Source organism: Rhodoferax sp., assembly GCF_014859475.1.
Classification (GTDB): Bacteria; Pseudomonadota; Gammaproteobacteria; order Burkholderiales; family Burkholderiaceae_C; genus Rhodoferax.
The window spans coordinates 1-18,329 of the sequence record NZ_JACUUE010000040.1 but is presented as its reverse complement, the minus strand read 5'-3'; the positions used below and the strand labels follow the sequence as shown (position 1 = coordinate 18,329).

At 61.4% G+C, this 18,329-nt stretch carries 19 protein-coding genes; 1 reads left to right on the top strand and 18 read right to left on the bottom strand.

Annotated features, from left to right (window positions below):
* Window positions 1-108: 108 nt before the first annotated feature.
* The 4 genes from IBX54_RS06005 to IBX54_RS05990 are packed head-to-tail and all read right to left on the bottom strand — an operon-like array spanning window position 109 to window position 3,338.
* Window positions 109-885 carry an enoyl-CoA hydratase/isomerase family protein gene (locus IBX54_RS06005; RefSeq protein WP_296541755.1) on the bottom strand — a complete coding sequence of 259 codons (777 nt, stop codon included), beginning with the start codon at window positions 883-885 and terminating at the stop codon, window positions 109-111.
* Window positions 873-1,280, bottom strand: coding sequence for a PIN domain nuclease (locus IBX54_RS06000; RefSeq protein ID WP_296541754.1), 408 nt, complete (start codon window positions 1,278-1,280; stop codon window positions 873-875). The genes IBX54_RS06005 and IBX54_RS06000 overlap by 13 nt, the downstream gene beginning before the upstream one ends.
* Complete coding sequence (locus IBX54_RS05995) at window positions 1,277-1,735, bottom strand: type II toxin-antitoxin system VapB family antitoxin (RefSeq protein ID WP_296541753.1); 459 nt, start codon at window positions 1,733-1,735, stop codon at window positions 1,277-1,279. The genes IBX54_RS06000 and IBX54_RS05995 overlap by 4 nt, the downstream gene beginning before the upstream one ends.
* The gene (locus IBX54_RS05990) at window positions 1,716-3,338 is read right to left on the bottom strand and encodes a carboxyl transferase domain-containing protein (RefSeq protein WP_296541752.1); all 1,623 of its coding nucleotides are present in this window, start codon (window positions 3,336-3,338) and stop codon (window positions 1,716-1,718) included. Before IBX54_RS05990 ends, IBX54_RS05995 begins: the two co-directional genes overlap by 20 nt.
* A 199-nt stretch (window positions 3,339-3,537) precedes the next feature.
* Here IBX54_RS05990 and IBX54_RS05985 point away from each other — a divergent pair, with 199 nt between their 5' ends.
* Window positions 3,538-4,554 carry an AraC family transcriptional regulator gene (locus IBX54_RS05985; RefSeq protein WP_367141816.1) on the top strand — a complete coding sequence of 339 codons (1,017 nt, stop codon included), beginning with the start codon at window positions 3,538-3,540 and terminating at the stop codon, window positions 4,552-4,554.
* A 5-nt stretch (window positions 4,555-4,559) separates the two neighbouring features.
* Here the strand turns inward: IBX54_RS05985 and IBX54_RS05980 are convergent, their stop codons facing one another.
* The 14 genes from IBX54_RS05980 to glyS form a co-directional block, all read right to left on the bottom strand.
* The gene (locus IBX54_RS05980) at window positions 4,560-4,985 is read right to left on the bottom strand and encodes a rhodanese-like domain-containing protein (RefSeq protein WP_296541750.1); all 426 of its coding nucleotides are present in this window, start codon (window positions 4,983-4,985) and stop codon (window positions 4,560-4,562) included.
* Between the two features lie 40 nt (window positions 4,986-5,025).
* The gene (locus IBX54_RS05975; protein WP_296541757.1) at window positions 5,026-6,486 is read right to left on the bottom strand and encodes a TrkH family potassium uptake protein; all 1,461 of its coding nucleotides are present in this window, start codon (window positions 6,484-6,486) and stop codon (window positions 5,026-5,028) included.
* Between the two features lie 8 nt (window positions 6,487-6,494).
* On the bottom strand, window positions 6,495-7,883 hold the full coding sequence (gene trkA / locus IBX54_RS05970; protein ID WP_296541749.1) for a Trk system potassium transporter TrkA: 1,389 nt from the start codon (window positions 7,881-7,883) through the stop codon (window positions 6,495-6,497).
* Window positions 7,884-8,028: 145 nt separating this feature from the next.
* The gene (locus tag IBX54_RS05965) at window positions 8,029-9,156 is read right to left on the bottom strand and encodes an acyl-CoA dehydrogenase family protein (protein ID WP_296541748.1); all 1,128 of its coding nucleotides are present in this window, start codon (window positions 9,154-9,156) and stop codon (window positions 8,029-8,031) included.
* 66 nt (window positions 9,157-9,222) lie between these two features.
* The gene (locus IBX54_RS05960; protein ID WP_296541747.1) at window positions 9,223-10,416 is read right to left on the bottom strand and encodes an acetyl-CoA C-acyltransferase; all 1,194 of its coding nucleotides are present in this window, start codon (window positions 10,414-10,416) and stop codon (window positions 9,223-9,225) included.
* A gap of 74 nt (window positions 10,417-10,490) precedes the next feature.
* A complete protein-coding gene (gene aceK, locus IBX54_RS05955) occupies window positions 10,491-12,341 on the bottom strand; it encodes a bifunctional isocitrate dehydrogenase kinase/phosphatase (protein ID WP_296541746.1) in 1,851 nt (616 codons plus the stop codon).
* 21 nt (window positions 12,342-12,362) lie between these two features.
* Window positions 12,363-13,025, bottom strand: a complete 663-nt coding sequence (can, locus tag IBX54_RS05950) for a carbonate dehydratase (protein WP_296541745.1) — start codon at window positions 13,023-13,025, stop codon at window positions 12,363-12,365.
* A gap of 30 nt (window positions 13,026-13,055) precedes the next feature.
* Window positions 13,056-14,255: an isovaleryl-CoA dehydrogenase gene (locus tag IBX54_RS05945; RefSeq protein WP_296541744.1), complete on the bottom strand. Its 1,200-nt coding sequence runs from the start codon at window positions 14,253-14,255 to the stop codon at window positions 13,056-13,058.
* 56 nt (window positions 14,256-14,311) lie between these two features.
* On the bottom strand, window positions 14,312-14,746 hold the full coding sequence (locus tag IBX54_RS05940) for a PaaI family thioesterase (RefSeq protein ID WP_296541743.1): 435 nt from the start codon (window positions 14,744-14,746) through the stop codon (window positions 14,312-14,314).
* Window positions 14,743-15,147 carry a MerR family DNA-binding transcriptional regulator gene (locus IBX54_RS05935; protein WP_296541742.1) on the bottom strand — a complete coding sequence of 135 codons (405 nt, stop codon included), beginning with the start codon at window positions 15,145-15,147 and terminating at the stop codon, window positions 14,743-14,745. The genes IBX54_RS05940 and IBX54_RS05935 overlap by 4 nt, the downstream gene beginning before the upstream one ends.
* Before the next feature lie 97 nt (window positions 15,148-15,244).
* A complete protein-coding gene (locus tag IBX54_RS05930) occupies window positions 15,245-16,120 on the bottom strand; it encodes a M48 family metallopeptidase (RefSeq protein ID WP_296541741.1) in 876 nt (291 codons plus the stop codon).
* 12 nt (window positions 16,121-16,132) lie between these two features.
* Window positions 16,133-16,870, bottom strand: coding sequence for a 1-acyl-sn-glycerol-3-phosphate acyltransferase (locus IBX54_RS05925; RefSeq protein WP_296541756.1), 738 nt, complete (start codon window positions 16,868-16,870; stop codon window positions 16,133-16,135).
* A gap of 7 nt (window positions 16,871-16,877) precedes the next feature.
* Window positions 16,878-17,447: a D-glycero-beta-D-manno-heptose 1,7-bisphosphate 7-phosphatase gene (gene gmhB / locus IBX54_RS05920; protein ID WP_296541740.1), complete on the bottom strand. Its 570-nt coding sequence runs from the start codon at window positions 17,445-17,447 to the stop codon at window positions 16,878-16,880.
* A gap of 15 nt (window positions 17,448-17,462) precedes the next feature.
* A partial coding sequence (gene glyS, locus IBX54_RS05915) for a glycine--tRNA ligase subunit beta (protein WP_296541739.1) occupies window positions 17,463-18,329 on the bottom strand: 867 nt, incomplete at its 5' end.

Here is an 18,329-nt window from a genome sequence, read left to right as displayed (position 1 = left end):
GGTACGGGGGGCTCGCGATGACGAAGTCTCTTTTCAAGGTCTGGGTGCGGTATCGGGCCGGGTACGCTACGCTCGCAGTGACGGCTTCCTGGTTCATGTCCATGCCTGCTAAACCAGCCAGTTGGGTTTGCGCTTTTGCAGGAAGGACTGCACGCCCTCCCGGCCCTCGGCACTGGCGCGAATGCTGGCGATGCCTTGCACCGTGTGGGCGATCAGGGCGGTGTCGATGTCTTTGCCGGCTACGTCGTGCAGCAGGGTTTTGCATTCCTTGACGGCGTTGGGGCTGGCGTTCACCAGCGCCTTGGTGATTTCCGCCACTTGGCCGTCGAGTTGCCCGGCGGGCACCACTGAGTGGACAAAACCGATGCGCAAGGCCTCGGCCGCGTCGAAGCGCTCGGCGGTCAAAAAGTAGCGATGCGCGGCGCGCGCGCCCATGGCGCGGATCACGTAAGGGCTGATGGTGGCCGGGTACAGGCCGAGCTTGACTTCGCTGAGGCAGTAGTTGGCGGTAGCCACACTCACCGCCATGTCGCAGGCGGCGACCAAGCCCATGCCACCGGCATAAACATCGCCCTGGATACGCGCCACGGTGGGCTTGGGACAGGTGTAGATCACGTGCAACATCTCGGCCAGTTGGGCTGCGTCTGCCAGATTTTCGGCATCGGTGTAGTCGGCCATGCGGCGCATCCAGTTGAGGTCGGCGCCGGCACAAAAGGCCGGGCCTGAAGCGGCCAGCACGATCGCGCGCACGTCAGGGTCCTGGCCCAGCTGGCTGAAGGCCTGGGTGAGTTCAGCAATCACCTCGTCGTTGAAGGCGTTGCGCACCTCGGGGCGGTTCAGGGCGACACGCGCCACAGCGCCCGACTCGATCGTTAGTGTGGCCATGTTTTCAAACCTCGTAGCGTTTCGATCACATCAAAATCGGCGTCGCGGTGCAGCAAGGCATGGCCGTGGGTGACGCAGTAGCTGGCCAGCAACACGTCAATCGGGCTGGCGATGGTGTAGCCCTTTTGACGCAGTGCGTTGTAATGTTCGGCAGCCAAGAGGGCATTGTCCAGGCCGCCGATTTCCACCATTGAAATGTCCAGCAACAGGTTTTTGGCGCGCTGACGGTCTTTGGGTTTATCAAAACCGCGCATCACCTCGTAAATCACCAGGTCAGCCACACCCACTTCGACCTCACCCTGTCCGCCTTGAAGCAACTCGACCAAGTGTGCAGTCACAGCGTTCGACGTGCCGCGAAAAAAATCGATCCAGACGCTGGAATCGACCAGAATCATGCTTTAGCGCCCTTGTTCACACGCATGGATGCTGCGGCATCGGTACGCTTTTTACGCGCAGGCTTGAACTGATCGGTCTCGGCTACCTTGTAAGCGGCAGTGGGTTCGTGCACCGCAAGTTCGACAACATTTTCAACCACGGCAGCCTTTGGCCGATCGATCTGGCTGGTTTGTGTGAGCGCTTGTGCCTCAGCCTCAGCACGACTTCGTGCCCACGCTTCATCGGAGTCGTCCCAAAACAAAGTACCACGCGCTGCCAACAAAGCGTCATACGCTTTGCGCCGCTTGATGAGCTGCAAGCCCGCCTCGACCGCCTCGCGCTTGGTCTTGAAGTCGCCCGTGGCCATAACGGCGTCCATGAGCTTGTCGTCGATGTCGATATTGGTTCGCATGGCTAAATCCTTGAATGTGTATGAAATACGTAAATCATACACATCACATGCGAAAAAGTCCAAATTTGGTGTCTTCAATCGGCGCATTGCGGCTGGCTGACAAGCCCAGCGCCAGCACACGACGGGTGTCGGCGGGGTCGATGATGCCATCGTCCCACAGCCGGGCGGTGGCAAAGTAAGGGTGGCCTTGCACTTCGTATTGCTGGCGGATCGGGGCTTTGAAGGCCTCCTCCTCTGCCGCACTCCACTGCCCGCCCTTGAGTTCGATGCCGTCGCGGCGCACCGTGGCAAGCACACTCGCCGCCTGCTCGCCGCCCATCACCGAAATGCGCGCGTTGGGCCACATCCACAAAAAGCGCGGGCCAAAGGCGCGGCCACACATGCCGTAATTGCCGGCGCCAAAACTGCCGCCGATGATGATGGTGAATTTGGGCACCGCGGCGGTCGCTACCGCCGTCACCATCTTGGCGCCGTTGCGGGCAATGCCTTCGTTTTCGTATTTGCGCCCGACCATGAAGCCGGTGATGTTCTGCAAAAACACCAGCGGGATCTTGCGCTGGCAGCACAGTTCGATGAAGTGCGTGCCTTTGAGCGCCGATTCGCTGAACAGAATACCGTTGTTGGCGATGATGCCGACCGGCATGCCCTCGATGCGGGCAAAGCCGCAGATCAGCGTGGTGCCGAAGCGCGACTTGAATTCGCCAAAGTCAGAGTCATCGACGATGCGGGCGATGATCTCGCGCACGTCGAAGGGCTTGCGCGTGTCCACCGGGATCACACCATACAGCTCTTGCGCCGCATATTTGGGCGCGGCGGGCGCATGGTCGGTGGCCACCACGGGCTTGCCCTTGTTCAGGTTTTTGACAGCGGTGCGGGCCAGCGCCAGCGCATGCAGGTCGTTTTGCGCCAGATGGTCGGCCACGCCTGACAAGCGCGTGTGCACGTCGCCGCCGCCCAGGTCTTCGGCGCTCACCACCTCGCCGGTGGCCGCTTTCACCAAGGGCGGGCCGCCCAAAAAGATGGTGCCCTGATTCTTCACGATGATCGCCTCGTCGCTCATGGCCGGCACATAGGCGCCGCCGGCAGTGCAGCTGCCCATGACCACGGCAATTTGCGCCAGGCCCAGCGAACTCATGGTGGCCTGGTTGAAGAAGATGCGACCGAAGTGGTCACGGTCGGGGAACACCTCGTCCTGGTTCGGCAGGTTGGCGCCGCCCGAGTCCACCAGATAAATACAGGGCAAGCGGTTTTGCTGAGCCACCTCTTGTGCGCGCAGGTGCTTTTTGACCGTCACGGGGTAGTAGGTGCCGCCTTTGACGGTAGCGTCGTTGCAGACAATCATGCAATCGACACCCTCGATGCGGCCAATGCCGGCAATCAGGCCGGCGCCGGGTGCGCTGTCGCTGCCGTCGCGGTCCGGGTACATACCCAAGGCGGCGAGCGGCGAGAGTTCCAGAAACGGCGTGCCGGGGTCGAGCAACATCTGCACCCGGTCGCGCGGCAACAACTTGCCGCGCGCCGTGTGTTTGGCGCGGGCCGCGTCGCCACCGCCCATTTCAACCTGGGTGACCTTGGCCTTGAGGTCATCCACCAAACCGCGCATGGCGGTGGCGTTAGCCGAAAAGTCGGCAGAGCGGGCGTTGAGTTTTGTCTCCAGAACGGGCATGGCAGTCTTTCTGTGGGTCAATGGAGGTCTTGCATGGGCAGGCCATTGTGATGGCTTGAGCATAGAACAACAAGTGGGACAGGTGGCGTCAAGAAGGTTGCAAATCGTGCCGTTATTGAAGATACTTCGCAGCATGCCAAAATCAAGCCGTCAACGGCCACAATCACCGCCTGTCACGCCATTGCCAACACCTGTCAAGTTGGTCGCAATCACCCCGATCGCCTTTGTCGCGGCCATTGTGCAGGCCTACAAAAAATATGGAAAAAACCCGGCACAAGCCTTGCAGGCGGCACAAATCAAGCCAGAGTTTTTGCACGATCCTGCGCATCGGATCAGCGCGCTGCAAATGGAGCGCATCTCGGGCGCGGCCATGCAGGAGCTCGACGACGAGGGCCTGGGCTGGTTCAGCCGCCGCCTGCCCTGGGGCAGTTACGGCATGCTGGCGCGTGCCTCCATCAGTGCACCCACGCTGGGCGTGGCCTTAAAGCGCTGGTGTCGCCACCACGGCCTGATTGCAGACGACATCAACCTCAAGCTCACTTGCGCGGGGCAACAGGCAACGCTGACCATCACCGAGCAGCGCAAGCTGAAAGCCTTGCGCGAGTTTTGCCTGGTGTCGGTTTTGCGCAATGTTCATGGCCTGGCGTGTTGGCTGATTGACTCACGCATTGCCCTGCAAGGCGCGCAGTTTCCGTTTGCCGCGCCGGCACACCAAGATGTTTACGAGGTGCTGTTCTCCTGCCCCAGCACTTTTGAGGCAGGCACCGCCGCGATCCGTTTCGATGCCCGCTACCTTGACTTGCCACTCAAGCGCGACGAGGCCGCCTTGCGCCAGATGCTCAAGCGCGCCCTGCCCCTGACGGTGCTGCAATACCGGCGCGACCGCCTGCTGGTGCAACGGGTGCGCCAGGCCTTGCGCACCCAGCCCGCCAGCACGCACAACGCCTGCGACCTGGCTGCGCTGTTGGCCATCTCGCCGCGCACGCTGCACCGACAACTCAAGGACGAAGGCGCGTCATTGCAGGCACTCAAAGACGAGGTGCGCCAAAGCCACGCCAGTGCGCTGTTGCTGCGCACCCAGCGACCGATCAAACAGGTGGCCCAGGCTGCAGGTTTTCAGAACGAAAAAAGCTTCATGCGCGCCTTTCGGGGCTGGACCGGGCTATCGCCCGCAGAATTCAGACACCAGGGTGGCGACCAAGGGCTTGTCGCGTAATCAGCTTATGCCTTGGTGTGGCGGCGCGCCTTGTGTTGCTCGTAGGTTTCCAGCGGCGCGCCCTGTTTGACCCAGTCGGCAAAACCACCGTCGATGTGCGCCACGTTGGTCATGCCCATTTCTTGCAAGGCCTTGGTGGCCAGCGCGCTGCGCCAGCCGGCACCGCAAAACAAAATGTACTCTTTGTTGTCGTCGCCGAACACCGGTTTGTAATAAGGCGAAGCCGGATCGACCCAGAATTCGAGCATGCCGCGCGGCGCGTTAAAGCAGCCCGGCACCGTGCCTTCGCGCTCGAGCTCCCGCACGTCGCGGATGTCAACCACTTGTACTTTTGGGTCGCCAAGACGCGCCTTGACTTCGTCAACCGTATAGGTTTTGACCTGCGCCATGGCCTCGGCCACGAGCTGTTGGTAGCCTTTGGTGATTGGCATGAGGAAACTCCTGTTGAAAAATAAGTACCTGCAAAACCTGCTACTTGCGCCAGAACTGCGGCACAAACAGCACGATCACGGCCAGCAGCTCAAGCCGGCCAAGCAGCATGGCCACGGTGCACACCCAAGTCTGAAAATCTGTGAGCACACCAAAATTGGAGCTTGGTCCGACCAGACCCAAGCCCGGGCCGATATTGTTGATGGTGGCGACCACCGCAGAAAACGCTGTCACAACGTCCAGCCCCGAGAGCAACATCAGCATGGTCAAGCCAATAGTGCTGGCGCCATAAATCAGCATGAATGCCATCACCGCCGCAATCACGGTGGCCGGCATGGTGGCGCGCCCCAACGTGACCGGATTCACCACGCGCGGGTGGATGGCGCGCACCAGCTCGCGGCGCGCCTGCTTGATGAGCAGCACCATACGTACCATCTTGATGCCACCACCGGTGGAGCCGGCGCACGACACAAAAGTACCCAGAAACATGAGCCAGACCGGCGCGAATACCGGCCACAGGGCATAGTCAGCCGACGCGTAACCGGTGGTCGTCGCCAGCGATACGACGTGGAAAGCCGCTGCACGCAAGGCGTCGAGCGGTTGGACGAATGTGTTGTGCGCCAGCAGCAGCACGGTCAAGCCGAGCACCGAAACGCTCAACGCCACGGCGTAGGCGCGCACTTCGGTGTCACGCCACATCGAGCGGAACGAACGCGCCCGCCAGACAATGAAATAACGTGCAAAACTGATGCCCGCCAGGGCCATGAAAACGATTGCCACCAGCTCAATGTCAGGCGAACTCCAAAAACCAAAACTCGCGTCATGCGACGAGAAACCGCCCAGCCCCATGGTGCTGCACATGTGCATGAAGGCATCGGCCCAACTCATGCCGGCTTGGTGATAAGCCAGCATGCAGGCCGTGGAAAACACAAAATAAATGCCCCATAAGCCGCGCGCCGTCTCGGCAATACGCGGTGTCAACCTGGCATCTTTCATGGGGCCAGGGGTTTCGGCCTTGTAAAGCTGCACGCCGCCCAAGCCCAGCAGCGGTAGCACCGCCACCACCAGCAGCATCACGCCCAGGCCGCCGATCAACTGCAGAAAGCAGCGCCACACATTGACCGACACCGGCAGGCCATCGAGCCCGGACAGCGCTGTGGCGCCGGTGGCGGTCAGCCCGCTCATGGCTTCGAAGTAGGCATCGGTCCAACTCATGCCATCCACAGCCAGCACCAGCGGCACAGCAGAAAAGGCGGGCAGCACTGTCCAGACCAGATTGACCAGCAGGAAGCCATCGCGCGGCAGCAGTTCGCGCTGAAAGCGTGACGTGAGCAACCAAAGCATCAGGGCCAAGGCCAGCGTGACGGCCATGCTTTGCAACCATACGTCCAGCAGCGCCGGTGCGTCCAGCTGCCAGGCCCAGGCCATCGGCACCAGAAACAAAAAGGAATAGCCCACCAGGATACGGGCCAGAATGTTGAAAACAGGTGCCAGACTCGACATACTCGACATCAAAAGAAGCTTGCGCTGACCTGAAACAATTTTTCCACCGGCTTGAGCAGGCGCTTGTTCGGAATGAAGATGATGATGTGGTCGCCCTCCTGAATCACCAGGTCATGGTGCGGCATCAGTACCTCGCAGTCGCGGCCCTCGCCCCGCACGATGACGCCAAAGCGCGCACCGTCGGGCAGTTTGATTTGCTCGATGCGGCGCCCCACCAGTTGTGACGACTTGTGGTCGCCCCGCGCCACGCCTTCAAGTGCCTCGGCCTCGCCACGGCGCAGACTGTGCACGGCAGCCAGCGCACCTCGGCGCACGTGAATCAGCAGCTCGCCGATCACCGTTTGGGCCGGCGTGATGGCAATGTCAATGGTGCTGCCCTGCATCATCTCGGCGTAAACGCGCCGGTTGATGAGCGCAATCACGCGCTTGGCACCCAGTCGCTTGGCCAGCATCGCCGACAAAATGTTGTCCTCGTCGTCGTTGGTCAGCGAGATGAATAAATCCATCTGCCCCACGCCCTCTTCGATCAGCAGGGTTTCATCAGCCGAGTCGCCCTCAAGCACCAGCATGCTGGCGGGCAACTCGCCGGCCAGGTATTTGCAGCGCTTGCGGTCGCGTTCAATGATCTTGACCTCGCACTGGCCAATCAGGCTGCGCGCCAGCCGCAGGCCCACCTTGCCACCGCCCGCAATCAGCACACGCCGCACCGGCTGGTCATTGTTGTGGATGGCGCGCAGCACGTCACGGATTTTTTGCTTGTCGGCCACCACAAAAACCTCGTCGCCGGCAAGCACCCGGGTATCGGGTCCGATGGGGACCTCGGCATCTTGCCGATAGACCGCCACCACGCGCATCTCGGCCCACGGAAACAGGCCGCGAAATTCACCAATGGTGTGGTTGACCAGCGCACTACCATGTGCAGCACGCATGGCGATCAGGTGCGCGCGCTGGCGCGAAAACTCCAGCACCTGCAAAGCCTCGGGGTAGTCAATGAGCTGGTGGATGTACTGCATGACCGACTCTTCGGGGCAAATGACATGCGTCACGCCAAAACCGGTCTTGCCCAGCAACTCGCCGCCCTCTTCGAACTCGGGCGAGCGCAACCGTGCCACGGTGATGGGAATGCCAAACACGTCGTGCGCCACCTTGCAGGCCGTCAGATTGGTCTCATCGAGTGCGGCGCAGGCCACAAAAAGGTCGGCGTCTTCCGCGCCAGCACGGCGCAGCACTGAGGGCTGAATGCCGTTGCCGGGCACGCCGCGCAGGTCAAGCCGGTCTTCCAGAGTGCGCAGCAGCTCGGGGTCGGGGTCAATCAGGGTGATGTCGTTTTGCTCGGAAACCAGGCTTTCGGCAACGCTCTCGCCAACCCGCCCGGCTCCCAGAATAATGATGCGCATAAAGAGTGCCTTGTTTTGACTGAATCATAGCGGAGCGTGGCGCGCTGATTGCTGTTCGTCAATTCATGGCCCCATCCGCCCAGGCCGTGAAGCGCTGCACAGACCACCCCGAAGCGTCCTTCAACTTGGCTTGACACCTTGCGGGTCAGAGATTTCGCTGAATGATGATCTTCTGCACATCAGAGGTGCCTTCGTAGATCTGACAGACGCGCACGTCACGGTAAATGCGCTCCACCGGGAAGTCGCTCACCACACCATAGCCGCCCAGCGTCTGGATGGCGGCACTGCACACTTGCTCGGCCATTTCACTGGCAAAGAGCTTGGCCATGGCGGCTTCTTTCAGACAGGGCTTGCCGGCATCGCGCAAGGCCGCGGCGTGCCAGATCAGTTGCCGGGCCGCCTCCAGTTGCGTGGCGCAGTCGGCCAGCCGGAAGCCCACCGCCTGGTGGTTGAAGATGGCGGTGCCGAAGCTTTGGCGCTCTTTGGCGTATTGCACGGCAAACTCGAACGCGCTGCGCGCCATGCCCACGCTTTGCGCGGCAATGCCGATGCGCCCGCCCTCCAGCCCGCCCAAGGCGATGCCGTAGCCCTGGCCCTCGGCACCGATCAGGTTGTCTGCCGGGATGCGGCAGTTGTCAAAATTGATCTGCGCGGTGTCACTCGAATGCTGGCCGAGCTTGTCTTCCAGCCGCGCCACGGTGTAGCCTGGGGCATTGGTGGGCACCAAAAAAGCGCTCATGCCCTTCTTGCCAGCGCCCTTGTCGGTGACGGCAATGACGATGGCCACGTCGCCATTTTGGCCGCTGGTGATGAACTGCTTGACACCGTTGATGACATAACCGTCGCCTTCCTTGACCGCCGTGGTGCGCAGGCCAGAGGCATCCGAGCCCACATGCGGCTCGGTCAGGCAAAAGGCGCCCAGCATCCGGCCCTGCGCCAAGGGTGTCAGCCACTGCTTTTGCTGCGCCGGATTGCCATAGCGCAGCAGGATGGCGTTCACCGGGCAATTGGTCACGCTGATCACGGTGCTGGTGCCGCCGTCGCCCGCGGCAATTTCTTCCAGCACCAGCGCCAGCGTCAGGTAGTCCAGACCGGCGCCGCCCAGTTCTTCCGGCACGCAAATGCCGTAGGCGCCCAGCGCCGCCAGGCCCTGGTGCGCCGCCTTGGGAAAAAGGTGTTCCTTGTCCCACTTGGCGGCATTGGGCCAAAGCTCTTGTTGCGCAAAGTCGCGCACCGCGTCGCGGATCATTTCCTGGTCTTGGGTTAGTAGCATGGTGTGGTCTGAAAAAGTCAATGTGGGATGATTTACCCGCTGTGCGTGGGATTTCGTCAATTTCGTTCAGAGCATTTCCAGCGCCACAGCGGTGGCCTCACCGCCGCCAATACACAGGCTGGCCACGCCTTTTTTCAGGCCACGGGCTTGCAGTGCGTACAGCAGCGTGACGATGATGCGCGCGCCGCTGCAGCCAATCGGGTGGCCCAGCGCGCAGGCGCCACCATTGACGTTGACGATGTCGTGGCTCAAGCCCAGGTCGTGCATCAGCGCCATCGGCACCACGGCAAAAGCCTCGTTCACCTCCCACAAGTCCACATCTTTCACCGCCCAGCCGGCCTTCGCCAGCGCTTTTTGGCTGGCACCGACAGGCGCGGTCGAGAACCATTCGGGTTCTTGCGCGTGCACGGCATGACTGACGATGCGCGCCAGCGGCGTGCAGCCGAGTTTGGCGGCTGTAGAGGCACGCATCAGCACCAGCGCCGCAGCGCCGTCGTTGATGCTGGAGCTGCTGGCCGCGGTGATGGTGCCCTCTTTCTTGAAGGCGGGTTTGAGGCTGGTGATCTTGTCGAGTTTGACCTTGCCCGGCCCCTGGTCGATGCTGATCACAGTGTCACCATTGCGGCCCTTGAGCGTGACCGGCGCGATTTCTGGCGCAAACGCGCCCGACGCGGTGGCGGCTTGGGCGCGCTGCACGCTGGTGGTGGCAAAAGCGTCCTGCTGCGCCCGCGTGAAGCCGTATTTGGCGGCACAGTCCTCACCAAAAGTGCCCATTGATCGGCCGGCTTCATAAGCGTCTTCCAGGCCGTCGAGCATCATGTGGTCAAAAATGCGGTCGTGGCCGATGCGGTAACCGGCGCGCGCCTTGGGCAGCAGATACGGCGCGTTGGTCATGCTCTCCATGCCGCCGGCCATCAGCACGTCAGCACTGCCTGCCAGCAGCATGTCGTTGGCGAACATGGTGGCGCGCATGGCGCTGCCGCACATCTTGCTCATGGTGACGGCACCGGTGCTTTTGGGCAGGCCGCCCTTGAAACCGGCCTGTCGTGCCGGCGCCTGGCCTTGGCCGGCCATCAGGCAGTTGCCGAAGATCAGCTCATCGACCATCTCGGCGGTCAATTTGGAACCCTGCATGGCGCGCGCCAAAGCCTCCTTGATGGCGACGCCGCCCAGGTCGTGCGCGGCCAGCGCCGCAAAGTCGCCCTGAAAGCTGCCCAGCGGGGTGCGTGCAGCCCCCACGATCACGATTGAATCCGTCATGTCAAACTCCTTCATTAAAAATAAGGCTTGCGCCTTGACAACATGTGCGCACGGGTTATTGAGCCCGGCGCAAGCTAAATCGCCTTCGGCATCTGGGCATTGGCGCGTTCGGGGTGAAAGCGTTTGTGCTGGTCGTACGGAAACACGTCATACACGTAGCCGGCCTGGATGCGCTCCTTGTGGCTTTGCCAGAACGCCACGTCGAGCAGGTCGGCGTGGTGCTTTAAAAAAACATCCTTGACGGCAGCATTGCCCAACAGAAACGGGCCGAAGGTTTCGGGAAACACGTCCTTGGGACCAACCTTGTACCAAATCTCGCCCGACATTTCTTCTTCTTCGTTGCGCGCCTGGGGCACCCGGCGAAAGACGCAGTCGGTGATGTATTCGATCTCGTCGTAGTCGTAAAACACCACCTTGCCGTGGCGCGTGATGCCAAAGTTTTTCCACAACATGTCCCCGGGAAAGATGTTGGCAGCCACCAGGTCTTTCAGGGCGTTGCCATATTCGATCACGGCATGTTCAAGCTGCTCGCGGGCCTGGCACGCCGCCGGGCTGGTGTTGGCGGGGTCGGCACCACCGGCGTCAAAAGCTTCCTGCAGATAGATGTTGAGCGGGATCATGCGCCGCTCGATATAGACGTGTTTCAGGATCACTTCGAGCTCGCCATTGCCATCGCGGTCGCTGATTTCGAGCTGGCTGGGGGCAAACTTTTCGATCTCGGCAATCAGCTCGTCGGTAAAGCGGGCGCGCGGAAAACCCACCTCGCTGTATTCCAGTGTGTCGGCCATGCGGCCCACCCGGTCGTGTTGCTTGACCAGTAAATACTTGCCCTTGATTTGCTCGCGGCTGGTTTCCTTGGGCGGCGGGTAAAAGTCCTTGATGACCTTGAACACATAAGGAAAGCTGGGCAAATCGAATACCAGCATGACCATGCCCTTGATGCCCGGCGCAATGCGGAACTGGTCGGTGGAATGGCGCTGGTGGTAGATAAAGTCGCGGTAAAACAGCGTCTTGCCCTGCTTGGCCAGACCCAGCGCGTTGTACAGTTCGTTACGCGGTTTCAGCGGCATCATGCTGCGCAAAAACTGCACATAGGCGCTGGGGATTTCCATGTCCACCATGAAATAGGCGCGGGCATACGAAAACAGCATCAACAGGTCGTCCTGACCGAACAGGATGGCATCGATGGCGAGCCGGGTTTCACCCGCGGTGTAGAGCACCGGCAACGCGAATGGAAACTCGTTGTAACCGTTGATCAGCTTGCCCACAATGTAGGCACCCTTGTTGCGGAAAAACAGGCTTGAGAGCACCTGAATCTGGTAATTGGCGCGCAGTTTCACGTCACCCAGCACGGCTTGCATGGCTTGCGCCACCAGCGTTGCGTCGCCGGCCAGGTCCTGAAACTCGCGGCGCAAGTCGAAGTCGCGCACCATTTGCTGCAGCACTTCGGGCAAGTTGTGCGCAGACGGATAGTAGGATCGGTAAGTGGGCCGCTTCTCGGTTTCATCGTTTTCAATGTACTCGGTGCTGACCGCCGGGCGAATGAAAATAAAGTCGTTCTGGAAGTAGCTGCGGTGCAGGATTTTGGTGGTGACCGAGTTGAAAAAAGTCTCGGCCAGCTCGGGCTGGTGGTGATCCACCAGCAGCCCGATGTAGTGCAGCTTGACCTGGTGCCAGATGGTCATGGGATGCTCGCCGGCCTTGAACTCGCGCTCCAGCCGGTTCGATGCCTCGCGCACGCGCAGGTCATAAAACTCGATGCGCTCGCGCTGGGCGCGCTGCTGGCCGTGCCAGTCGGCCGTCTCGAAACGGTGTTTGGCACGCGCCGATTCGGTGCGAAACAGCCGGTAGTGGCGGTTAAAGCCGTCGATCAGGGCTTTGGCAATGTCGTAAGCCAGCGTGGAATCAAGACGAGTAGGAAACATGAACAACCTTTAACTGAGAGCTTATTTTTGCAGCATCGCACGAGGGTAACGCTTGAAGGCATTACGAAAAACACTCACCACTTCCTGCGACTTCTGCATGGTGATGCCCAAATCTTTCACCAGGCCGTCCTTGAGGCCATAGCACCAGCCGTGCACCGCCACCTTTTGGCCGCGTGCCCAGGCATCCTGCAGCGTGTTGCTCAAGGCCACATTGCCCACCTGCTCGATCACATTCATCTCACACAGCGTGTCCTCCTGCTCGGCCACACTCAGGTGGTCCAGGCGGCAGCGGTGGCGCAGCTTGACGTCATGCACATGGCGCAGCCAGCTGTCGGCCAGGCCCACGCGCGTGCCGCGCAGCGCCGCCAGCACACCGCCGCAACCGTAATGCCCGACCACCATGATGTGCTCGACCTTGAGATGGTCCACGGCAAACTGGATCACAGATAAAGCGTTCAGATCCGAATGCACCACCACATTGGCGATATTGCGGTGCACAAACACTTCGCCGGGGTCGAGCCCGGTGATCTCATTGGCCGGCACGCGGCTGTCAGCGCAACCAATCCAGAGGTATTTGGGCATTTGTTGCTGCGCCAAATGGCTGAAAAAACCAGGCCGCTGGGCTTCCATACGGGTTGCCCATTGCCGGTTGTTGTCGAGAAGGTGTTGGAGAGACGAGGTCATGCGCCAATGTTACCGGGGCGTCTTGCCAGATCAGCAAGTTTCAGAGAACAGTTCGCGCCCAATCAGCATGCGCCGAATCTCGGAGGTGCCAGCCCCAATCTCGTACAGCTTGGCATCGCGCCAGAGGCGGCCCAGCGGGTACTCGTTGATGTAGCCGTTGCCGCCAAAAATCTGCACGCCCTCACCGGCCATCCAGGTGGCTTTTTCGGCGGTCCACAAAATCACCGAGGCACAGTCCTTGCGCACCTGGCGCACGTGCTCCACCCCCAGCAAGTCGAGGTTTTTGGCCACGGTGTAGGCAAAGCTGCGCGCCGCCTGCAGCACGGTGTACATATCAGCCACCTTGCCCTGGATCAGCTGAAATTCGCCAATGCTCTGGCCGAACTGCTTGCGGTCGTGAATGTAGGGAATAACGTTGTCCATCACGCTCTGCATGATGCCCAGCGGGCCACCGGTGAGCACGGCGCGCTCGTAGTCGAGCCCGCTCATCAGCACCTTGGCGCCCATGTTCAGGCCACCCAAAATGTTGGCCTCGGGTACTTCCACGTTGTTGAACACCAGCTCGCCGGTGTGGCTGCCGCGCATGCCCAGCTTGTCGAGCTTTTGCGCGATGCTGAAGCCTGGCATGCCCTTTTCGATCAAAAAGGCGGTAACACCACGCGCCCCCAGCTCGGGCTCGCTTTTGGCGTAGACCACCAGCGTGTCGGCATCGGGGCCGTTGGTGATCCACATCTTGTTGCCGTTGAGCAAGTAGTAGCCGCCTCCCGAGACACTTGGCTCCTTCCACTCCGCCTTGAGTTTCATCGACAGCACGTCGCTGCCGGCGCCCGTCTCGCTCATGGCCAGCGCGCCCACATGCTCGCCGCTGATGAGTTTGGGCAGGTATTTTTGGCGCTGCTCGGGCGTGCCGTTGCGCCTGATCTGGTTCACGCACAGGTTGCTGTGCGCGCCATAAGACAGGCCCACCGAGGCGCTGGCGCGACTGATTTCTTCCATTGCGATCATGTGCGCCAGATAGCCCATATTGGCACCGCCATACTCTTCGCCCACGGTAATGCCGAGCAAGCCCAAGCTGCCCATTTTTTGCCACAGGTCCATCGGAAACTGGTCAGTTCGGTCGATCTCTGCCGCGCGCGGGGCGATCTCGGTCTGGGCGAAGTCGCGTACCGCATCGCGCAGCGCATCAATGTCTTCACCGAGTTGAAAGTTGAGTCCGGGCAAGTTGTTCATGGGTCTATCTCCTGAGTTTGATTTTGTTGGGTGGAATTGAAAATTTAGCAAGGAATTCAGTAAGTTTTGGGCACGGCCATGAGGGTTTGCTGCAACACCGCGCAGACCGTCTCGCCGCCATCATCGGCCACGTGCAGCACCTCGGCGCTGGTCACAATCACGCGCTTACCGGCCTTGATGACACGCCCGGTAGCCCACAATTTGCCACCCTGGCAAGCGGCCAAAAAATTGATTTTGTATTCAACACTCGCCACTTCCATGCCCACCGGGGCCTGGGTCAGTCCGGCATAACCGGCCGCAATGTCGGCCAGCGCGCCCATGGCGCCACCGTGAAAGCCCGCCTGCTGTTGCGTCACCTTGTCCGAATACGGCAAGCTCAGCACGCACAGCCCGGGCTCGACCCGCTCAAGCTGCGCGCCCCAATGGCGCATCAGGCCCTGGCGCTCAAAACTGGTCTGCACCCGCTGCAGCGGCGGCTCGGCGTGGCTCATGCTTTGGCTTTCTTTGATTGGGTTTTGGCAAGCAAGGCACGGGCCTCACGCTGGTGCACCTTGAGTTCATCAAGGTTGGCCTGCAGGTCTGTCATCTGGGCTTCGAGCTGTTGCTGGTGCTGGCTCAGCACCAGCAGGAATTTTTCCAACTGCACGGCGGTGTCGCGGGGACTGTCGTACATGTCGATGATCTCTTTGGCCTCGACCAGGCTGAAACCCAGGCGCTTGGCGCGCAGTGTGAGCTTGAGCCGCGTGCGGTCACGGCTGCTGTACACCCGGTTGCGCCCAGCCGGGCCGGTGCGCTCGGGCTGCAATAGCCCCATGTCTTCGTAAAAGCGCATGGCGCGGGTGGTCAGGTCAAACTCCCGAGCCAGGTCGCCGATGCTGTAGGTGTGTGCCATGAAGAATGCTTGCGTTGAATTGACGTTAACGTAAAGGTCAATTATGAAGCAAATCCGGCGCGAACTTGCTTGCCCAAGCTGGCGCCCCGATCCGGCTTCAGGTCCAGCGTGGCGCAGGCTCGGTTTTAAGCTGCTGACGCAACGCGGCATAGTTGGGCACCACCGACTGCACCGTGTCCCAAAAGCGCGGACCGTGGTTCATCTCGCGCAAATGGCTGAGCTCGTGCGCCACCACGTAGTCGATCACCGCCATGCTGAAATGAATCAGTCTCCAGTTGAGCCGGATTGAACCATCGATGCGCGCACTGCCCCAGCGCGTGCCGGCGTTGCTCAACGCCAGCTTTTTCCATTGCACCCCGAGCAGCGGCGCAAAGTGGTCGAGCCGCTCCTGAAAGACCCGTTTTGACTGGCGCATCAGCCAGGCTTGCACCACATCGCGAATCTGATCCGCGGTGGCGTGATGCGGCAGGCTCAAGCGCAGCGCCATGGGTGGCGGCTTGCCCGCGATGGCCGGCTGTTCTGGTGCCGCGGGGGCATCTACCACCAGCGCCGCACCTGCCGGGCAAAAATCATGCGCCGGGTCAAGTTGAAGAATCACCGTCTGTCCCAAAAACGGCAGGCTGGCACCGTCGCGCCACACAATGGTGTGCTCGGCCAGTCGCGCGTGGCGCTCACGCACTTCCTGCAGTTTGCGCAAAATCCAGTCCGACTTTTGCTTCAGCGCGGCATCCACCTCAGACAGCGGCAGCCACTTGGGCGCACGCACCGCCAAGCCCTGCGGCCCGACGCTGAAGCCGATACTGCGCCGCTGGCCACGCTTGAACTCATAGGCCACCAGCGCATGGCCCAAGCGCACTTCGCGGCTGGCCTGCGGGTGGCGGAAATGCTCAATCGCCCTTGGCGTCTGGGCATCTTGCGCCAAAACCTGGTCCGGCCCAAACAAATCCAGCGTGAAGCGCAACAAGGGATGCATCTTGCAACTGACTCAATGGGGCGAATAGGCCTCGGGGTCGATGCGGCGCATCTCGGTCTCGATCCAGGCCTCGGCCTCGCGCATCAGGGCCTTGGGGTCGCGCCCTGCGCTGGGCAGGGCCGGGCCGATCGACACCGTTACCACGCCGGCGTGTTTGACAAAACCATCGCGTGGCCAGCAGCGCGCGGTGGCCACCGCAATCGGCACCACCGGCGCGCCCGACTGCACGGCGAGCCGCGTGCCAGCCGTCTGGTAGCTGCCTTTTTGGCCGCGCGGCATCCGTGTGCCCTCGGGAAACATGATGACCCAAGTGCCGTTGGCAAGCAGGCGGCAGCCCTGCGCGATGACGTGTTTCATGGCTTCGGTGCGCGATTCGCGGTTGATGTGGATCATGTCCAGGCGCGCCATCGACCAGCCAAAAAATGGCACCTTGAGCAATTCGCGCTTGAACACGAAAGCCAGCGGATGCGGCATCAGCGTGGGCAGCAGCAGGGTCTCAAGTGCCGACTGGTGTTTGGACAACAGCACCGCCGCGCTGCTTTTGCCAAGCGGCAGGTTGTCATAACCCAGCACCTTGAACTGCACGCCCAGAATCACGCGCGTGCCCCACATCACCACGCTGAACCAGTTAACCGCAGTCCACCAGGCGGCGCGGCGCGAGAACAGCGACACCAGCAAAACCCCCATGGTCCAGGGAATCACAGTGAGCACCATCCAGGCCATGTGCACGATTGAGCGGATCAGCGCCAGCATGGTTTCAGGTCTGTTCTTCTTCGCGGCTGAGCAAAAAGTCAACGAACGAAGACAAGTCTTCATGCACTTGGGTGTTGGGCGGGAACGCATCCGACAAGGCCCTGCCCTTGTACACCACACCTTTGCCGGTCAGCACCAGATGCGGCTCACACCCCACCGCCACACCGGCCATGAGATCGCGGGCCGAATCGCCGACCACCGGGACATGCTTGAGATCGAGTCCGTAACGATCGGCAATTTGCTCGAAAAGACCCGTAGCGGGCTTGCGGCATTGGCATGCGTCATCGGGCGTGTGCGGACAGTAAAACACGGCGTCGATGCGGCCACCCACCGCTGCCAGCATCTGGTGCATCTTGGCGTGAATGGCATTCAAATCTGACACCTCGAACAGCCCACGCCCCAGCCCCGACTGATTGCTCACCACCACCGTGTGCCAACCCGCATGGTTGAGCCGGGCGATCGCTTCGAGCGCGCCGGGCAAAGGGCGCCATTCGTCGGCCGACTTGATGAAGTCGTCGCTGTCTTCGTTGATGGTGCCGTCGCGGTCCAGAATCACCAGTTTGATCGGGGTCATGGCAAGTCCTGCGGTTTAAGCGGCCAAGCGCGACAGGTCGGCCACCTGGTTCATCGCCAGGTGCAGGGTTTTGAGCAGACCCAAGCGGTTCAGGCGCAGGTCAAGCGCCTCGGCGTTGACCATCACACTGTCGAAAAACGCATCAACCGGCGCGCGCAGGGCCGCCAGGGTCTGCAGCGCGGCGGTGTAATCGCCCGCGTCAAACTGCGCCTGAGCGCGCGGCGTGATGTCCTGCATGGCAGCAACCAGCGCTTTTTCGGCCGGCTCCTGGAGCAGCAGTTCGCTGACGTGTGCATCGACTGCGGCATCGGCATCGGCTTTTTTCAGGATGTTGCCGATGCGCTTGTTGGCCGCTGCCAGCGCCGGCGCCTCGGCCAAGGCGGCAAAGGCGCGCACTGCCGCCAAGCGGCGCGGCACGTCGCCCAAGCGCTGCGGGCGCAAGGCGAGCACGGCATCGACCTCGAGCGCGCTGTAACCCTGCTCGCGCAGCGCACCGGCAAACCGTTCATAAACAAAGTCGAGCAAGGCCGCGACCGGATTCACAATGCGCTCGCCAAACGCGGGAACGGCGGCGGCCACCAGCGCATTCAGATCAAGCGCCAGGTCTTTTTCCACCAACATGCGGATCACGCCCAGCGCATGGCGGCGCAGGGCAAACGGGTCTTTGTCGCCGGTGGGCAGGTTGCCAATGCCGAACATGCCGACCAGCGTTTCCAGCTTGTCGGCCAGCGCCACCACCACACCGGTCAGGTTGCGCGGCAAGGTGTCGCCGGCAAAACGCGGCTTGTAGTGGTCTTCAATGGCCTCGGCAACATCAGCACCCAGGCCGTCGTGGCGCGCGTAGTAGCCGCCCATGATGCCTTGCAGCTCCGGGAACTCGCC

Excerpts from the sequence above, each read along its gene's own strand:
- trkA (WP_296541749.1), bottom strand. The coding sequence starts at position 7,883 with ATGCGCATCATTATTCTGGGAGCCGGGCGGGTTGGCGAGAGCGTTGCC.
- IBX54_RS05945 (WP_296541744.1), bottom strand. The coding sequence starts at position 14,255 with ATGAACAACTTGCCCGGACTCAACTTTCAACTCGGTGAAGACATTGAT.
- IBX54_RS05965 (WP_296541748.1), bottom strand. The coding sequence starts at position 9,156 with ATGCTACTAACCCAAGACCAGGAAATGATCCGCGACGCGGTGCGCGAC.
- IBX54_RS05975 (WP_296541757.1), bottom strand. The coding sequence starts at position 6,486 with ATGTCGAGTCTGGCACCTGTTTTCAACATTCTGGCCCGTATCCTGGTG.
- IBX54_RS05980 (WP_296541750.1), bottom strand. The coding sequence starts at position 4,985 with ATGCCAATCACCAAAGGCTACCAACAGCTCGTGGCCGAGGCCATGGCG.
- IBX54_RS05960 (WP_296541747.1), bottom strand. The coding sequence starts at position 10,416 with ATGACGGATTCAATCGTGATCGTGGGGGCTGCACGCACCCCGCTGGGC.
- IBX54_RS05990 (WP_296541752.1), bottom strand. The coding sequence starts at position 3,338 with ATGCCCGTTCTGGAGACAAAACTCAACGCCCGCTCTGCCGACTTTTCG.
- IBX54_RS06000 (WP_296541754.1), bottom strand. The coding sequence starts at position 1,280 with ATGATTCTGGTCGATTCCAGCGTCTGGATCGATTTTTTTCGCGGCACG.
- can (WP_296541745.1), bottom strand. The coding sequence starts at position 13,025 with ATGACCTCGTCTCTCCAACACCTTCTCGACAACAACCGGCAATGGGCA.
- gmhB (WP_296541740.1), bottom strand. The coding sequence starts at position 17,447 with ATGACCCCGATCAAACTGGTGATTCTGGACCGCGACGGCACCATCAAC.
- IBX54_RS05935 (WP_296541742.1), bottom strand. The coding sequence starts at position 15,147 with ATGGCACACACCTACAGCATCGGCGACCTGGCTCGGGAGTTTGACCTG.
- IBX54_RS06005 (WP_296541755.1), bottom strand. The coding sequence starts at position 885 with ATGGCCACACTAACGATCGAGTCGGGCGCTGTGGCGCGTGTCGCCCTG.
- aceK (WP_296541746.1), bottom strand. The coding sequence starts at position 12,341 with ATGTTTCCTACTCGTCTTGATTCCACGCTGGCTTACGACATTGCCAAA.
- IBX54_RS05930 (WP_296541741.1), bottom strand. The coding sequence starts at position 16,120 with ATGCATCCCTTGTTGCGCTTCACGCTGGATTTGTTTGGGCCGGACCAG.
- IBX54_RS05940 (WP_296541743.1), bottom strand. The coding sequence starts at position 14,746 with ATGAGCCACGCCGAGCCGCCGCTGCAGCGGGTGCAGACCAGTTTTGAG.